Origin of the sequence: Bullifex porci (genome assembly GCF_009695635.1) — a bacterium.
In the GTDB taxonomy this organism is placed as follows: Bacteria; Spirochaetota; Spirochaetia; order Sphaerochaetales; family Sphaerochaetaceae; genus Bullifex; species Bullifex porci.
Genome location: NZ_VUNN01000041.1, coordinates 1 through 5,032, shown reverse-complemented (window position 1 = coordinate 5,032; position 5,032 = coordinate 1). Strand labels below are relative to the sequence as shown.

Below are 5,032 nucleotides of genomic sequence, written 5' to 3'. Positions count from 1 at the left end.
AGCAAGAAACTCTATGCAGGATTTGGTGATTATACAAATCTTAAAAAGAAGCTAAAGAGAGAAAAACTAGAGGGCATCGATACAAGCAGCTTCATAGAACTTGCATAATGCCCATCTGAGTTTAAATAACATAATCTAAACTCAGACTACATCTGTATTATATTTTTTTCAACCCTAATATTTAGGGTGTGTCGTTATATCTTTTCATGACTAATATTTATATAACTCAAACAGAAGAATTATGCTCAATTTTGATAGTTATACAAATATTCTTAATTTAGGTATTGACAACTGAGGACAAATAAAAAATCATAATGTGAGAATAACAAATATAAATATCATAAGAGATTAATGCCAGTAAAAGTATTAAATAAGATATAAAAGCGTATATGGATTCATCGCCCTTTTGTGGCGAATTAAAGGTTTTAAATTAATTTGTAAGAATCTCTGTTCTATTAAGCAGCTTTTTTAGGCTTGTTATTTGAATTGCATGCTTTATTTTTTTAGAGTTAGTAATAAAACAGCAAGTTTTAAATCGAATATTGTCTTTTTACCTCTTGAATAAAGTTTAGGAGCAAGAAGACAATCTTTTAATTCGCTATTCTCTTTTTCAACTTTAAGTGTTATCATGAAGATACCTTTTTTGATGAGAGTTATAACGAATTGCAGGTTGTTGGTAACTCTCATATTTTTTTACTCTTTCATTTTCAAATATTTTGACTAGTTCTTAGTCATATTATTGGTTATCTATCTTCATTTATTTTGATTAGAACTTCATCAAATAAAATGACGTTCTATAACAGGTCGAAATAATGCGGTGTTTTTTTATACTCCCATGAGAAATACTGTTTTATTTTAATCAAAAAAGTTCACACCCAAGACTTTTGTAAGCATGGCTTTTAAGATAATATGACTGATGTGAAAAAAAATACTTTCAGGCAGGAGGTGGATTATGGAAATGGCAATGCTACAGGTAATTCAAAGCTGGCATAATCCGGTTCTTGATAGAATAATGGTAATTGTTTTCAATGACTTTGTGGGTGCAAAGGGTGAAATTTGGGTAATTCTAGGGCTAATACTTTTCCTAATTCCCAAAACTCTTAAATGTGGAATATGTATCCTTGTAAGCTACATTCTTGCATACTTTATTGGTGATGGAGTTTTGAAGGAGCTTATAGGAAGAATACGACCTTGTAATGTCGATACATCTGTTCCTCTTATTGTAAAACGCTCTACCAGTTACTCCTGTCCTTCAGTGCACTCCATGCTTGCTTTTGCATCAGCAGTGTCAGTGTTCATGAATTATAAAAGAACCGGGATTTTCACACTGGTATTTGCCGGCCTGATAGGCTTCAGCAGACTGTATTTCTTCGTGCACTATCCGACAGACGTGATCTTCGGTGCTGTACTTGGAACCATCATCGGTTACTGTTTATGCAGGCTGACGGCAAAGTAAATGAAAGAAATATAAACAAACAGAGGTTTACTATGAAGAAACTTACAGCAATTGTCATTCTCACGGTTCTGCTGCTGGCCCCACTTTTTTCAAGAAGCGGCGGAGACAGATATGTAGGTCTTTCAGCGGGGTATGTATACTCGTCGATCAGTACCGATACCGGATACAAGACAGGTCAGAGTTATGCTCCGGGCCATGGGTTTTCGATAAGTATACCCATGGTGTTTCAGGTGCATGATAACATCGGCATTGAAACAGGAATCGATTTCTTGCAGAAGAACTTTAAAAGCAGTTACACTTCCGTATCGCTATCCGACACGATACAGACTTATGAAACAAACATAAACAGCTACATTGAACTTCCTCTGGCATTAAGCCTCTCACTCACGGATGGCAGGATGTCGGCAACTCTCGGAGCCGGAGGATATTTTGGTTTCTGGGCTGCTTCATACAGGGAAGGGAAAACAATGGGCTCTTCTATAAGCCTGGACGGGGAAAAAGGTGAGTTCGGGTATTACTCAGGTTACCACGAATTCAGTGACCGGTACGACAACAGGTTTGCTTTCGGTCTTCTTTTCAGGAGTAGCCTGGAGTACAGGCTTGACAGTGTTGTCCTAATGCTGCGCCTTTCATACAGAATGGGGATCACAGACATGAGAAAAGGACAGAAGTATTATGCTCCTGTGATGAGGAACAATGCCCTGATCGCGGAGTGCGGCATCATGTATAACTTCGGAGGCGGAAAATGAAAAAACACAAACTAACATTACTGATAATTACCATGCTGGTCTTTTTACTGTGCTCCTGTTCCCAGAACTCTCCGGTTCTGCCTTCGGATATGGCAATGAGCGGGACATGGGAGGACCTTTTCAAAGGACTCTGGACAGGACTCAGCGATAACTATGTTTTCTGGGATCTGGACGATGCTAACGGGGAATGGGACAAAGTATATGAAGAGTTCATCCCGAAGTTCCGCGAGCTTGGCAACATCGATACATCTGATCGTGTAGCGACAAAAAAAGGTACCATTCTTCTCTTCGATTCGGTAAAGAACCTCAGTGACGGTCACTTCAAAATGGATGCATTCGGCTACTCATTCTCTCCTTCCGAGTACAGGATACTGAAAAAGGAACACCCGGAGCTCTCTGATCAGGAAGTATTGGAAATAATCTACGATTACTACGAAAAATTTGATCGGCTTCCCGCCGACATGTTTTATGAGGATTCAAAAAGCATCATGGAGAACACATTTTCCATTCCTCTGACCACGACTCTTGTAAAAACAGATGATTTTATTGCAAAATATGGCTCTCTTTATTTCAAGTGGGATGAATCTGGGAAATGCAATGCGCTAAATCCGAAGATTCAGCTCAGGACACCGGCGTATGGGGAAGCAATCATGCTTTACTCATCTTCCCATAAATTTGGTTCAGTAACCACATATGACGGAGAAATTCTGGATTTCACATCCGATGACGTTGAAGCTTATAAACATCCTGAAGTCTCATTTCCAGGAAAGGCAATTTATTCATACGGGCCCTATTACCCCGTTTCCGATTTATCCTGGGAGGGCGAAGAACAGAAGCTGGACAGTCTTTTCTCAGACTGGACGCTCTGTCTAGTTCTGAGTGTGAGCCCGGAATATGATCAGACTGGTTACAAAAAGGGTGTGAATCTGAAGATGCTGGCACTCAGTGGAATCACAAAGGAAACTGACGGAAGAGCCATGGTTGATTACACAGCCAATACAGTATATTTCATAAGTTCAGGATTCAATTTCCTTCCACTGAAGGATCAGGCCGAAATGAAGCAGTTCCTGATGGACTTTCATAAGTTTAAGATGAATGAAAACGCAGCAGGCATGATTCTCGACATGAGGGGTAATGGCGGTGGGTACAATGCAGACAGGGAGATTCTCTTCGGCGACATGTTCAGGGAACCTCATCTGATTGGATACCAGAAGAATAAAACCGGAGCGGGAAGACTCGATCTCACACAGGAATTTCCGCTGTACATCTATCCTGAAGCGGATTTCTATGGAAACGAGTTCTCAGACATCGCCTCAAAGCCTGTAGTCGTAATTACAAATACGGCAACCGCATCCAATGGTGAAATAACGGTGTTAATGGTTAATTCCTTACCAAACGGCGGTCAGACCGGAGGCGTAACCATAGGGGCAAACGGAACACTGGCAGGTGACATTCTTACGTACAATTCAGGGAAGTTCAGTGTCGGAAAGTACATAACATCTGTTTATACCCCATATGGAAACATCAGGGACACAAATCATGTCTCTTACGAAGGCAAAGGCCTTACTCCAGATAAAGGCTATGAAGAAAACTTTAATAGTGTTGATTTCTTTGCGGGAACGGATTCAAGACTAGGCAAAGCCTTCGAGTGGATTAAAGACCATAGATAAAAACGTATACTCCGGAAGGTTCTTCCGGAGTATCACCCTCAGTGGAAATATATTTTAACATCAGGATTGGATGGAAGCTCAATTACAATCCTGCCTGCATTCCTTATCGGTTTTTCACCGCTCATCTCATCATCACGGGCAAGATCGGAGAGGATGAACCCATAAGGATGTAGCTGAACTGCAGCGTAATCATCACTTTTTATGATTTCAGAGTATGGGAAAGGCATTACGGAAGACTCACTTATGAGTTCGCCCTGAGAAGATCTGATATTCATAAGGTCAATTGCAGGTGCCGTGACTGTAATGTCCCCCACACTGAATTCAACTTCCTTATTGAGTGACATGCCTTTATCAGCATCTTCCTTTGATGTGTAAATGCATACCTGATAAAAAGTAGCGGCAGCATCCTCAAACGTAAGATCGCCTCCATCATTATTCTTCAGTCCAAGGATACTGAATGCGTTGTTGATGACATCCTTGCCAGTCCCCGGAGTATCATGAGAGGTTAATGCGGCAAGCAGAGCTGCTCCCCCATAGTTTCTCAGAAGATATGCACCGAAAGCATAGTTTACGGGTAAGCGTGTTTTCAGCTGATATTTAAGTTTTTTTCCGATTGTATGAAAATTCGTCTAAAAGGACGAAAACAACATGTATAATCACTATCCAGAGCAAACAAGACGTAATGTAGTAGCAGCTCATAGAGCTGGTATTACTGTAACAAACCTTTCTAGAGCCTTAAATATTCCTCGCTCATCTATTCATACTTGGGAAAAATCCAAAAATTATGCTGATGTAGCACCAGCAGATGAAACTCTACTTAGTCATCTAAATATAAATACTTTACTACCAGCTAAAGTAGAGAAGAAAATAAGTAGCTTTGTAAAAGTTGTTAATGAAGAACCTAAATATACTGAAGGCTCTTTAGTTATTAAGAAAGGCTCATTAACAGTCGAGATAAATAAGTTAATGAATAACTCGGATCTAATATCTTTAATAAAAGCTATTGGAGAATGCAATGTTCTTTGACTACGACTCTTATAGCTACTATGTAAGACCAGGTTTTACAGATGCAAGAAAGAGCTTTAGAACTCTCTCTTGCATTGTAGATGAAGAGATGAATTTAGATTCAAGAGCAAAAGCAATGTTTATCTTTTGTA

6 protein-coding genes are annotated in these 5,032 nt (G+C 39.7%); 5 read left to right on the top strand and 1 reads right to left on the bottom strand.

Going from position 1 to position 5,032, the window contains the following annotated elements; genetic code table 11:
• Nucleotides 1-952 precede the first annotated feature (952 nt).
• The 3 genes from FYJ80_RS11420 to FYJ80_RS11410 are packed head-to-tail and all read left to right on the top strand — an operon-like array spanning nt 953 to nt 3,875.
• The gene (locus FYJ80_RS11420; protein WP_154427018.1) at nt 953-1,456 is read left to right on the top strand and encodes a phosphatase PAP2 family protein; all 504 of its coding nucleotides are present in this window, start codon (nt 953-955) and stop codon (nt 1,454-1,456) included.
• Between the two features lie 32 nt (nt 1,457-1,488).
• The gene (locus tag FYJ80_RS11415) at nt 1,489-2,205 is read left to right on the top strand and encodes an outer membrane beta-barrel protein (RefSeq protein WP_206361087.1); all 717 of its coding nucleotides are present in this window, start codon (nt 1,489-1,491) and stop codon (nt 2,203-2,205) included.
• A complete protein-coding gene (locus FYJ80_RS11410; protein ID WP_154427014.1) occupies nt 2,202-3,875 on the top strand; it encodes a S41 family peptidase in 1,674 nt (557 codons plus the stop codon). The genes FYJ80_RS11415 and FYJ80_RS11410 overlap by 4 nt, the downstream gene beginning before the upstream one ends.
• A gap of 38 nt (nt 3,876-3,913) precedes the next feature.
• On the opposite strand, the gene FYJ80_RS11405 is transcribed toward FYJ80_RS11410, so the two are convergent.
• Nucleotides 3,914-4,219 carry a hypothetical protein gene (locus FYJ80_RS11405; protein WP_154427012.1) on the bottom strand — a complete coding sequence of 102 codons (306 nt, stop codon included), beginning with the start codon at nt 4,217-4,219 and terminating at the stop codon, nt 3,914-3,916.
• A 304-nt stretch (nt 4,220-4,523) separates the two neighbouring features.
• On the opposite strand from FYJ80_RS11405, the gene FYJ80_RS11400 reads away from it, so the two are divergent.
• Both FYJ80_RS11400 and tnpB read left to right on the top strand, forming a co-directional pair.
• Entirely contained in the window at nt 4,524-4,901 is a 378-nt protein-coding gene (locus tag FYJ80_RS11400) for a helix-turn-helix domain-containing protein (protein ID WP_154427010.1), read from the top strand.
• On the top strand, nt 4,891-5,032 hold a 142-nt coding region (gene tnpB / locus FYJ80_RS12340; protein ID WP_206361088.1), incomplete at its 3' end, for an IS66 family insertion sequence element accessory protein TnpB. The genes FYJ80_RS11400 and tnpB, both read left to right, overlap by 11 nt.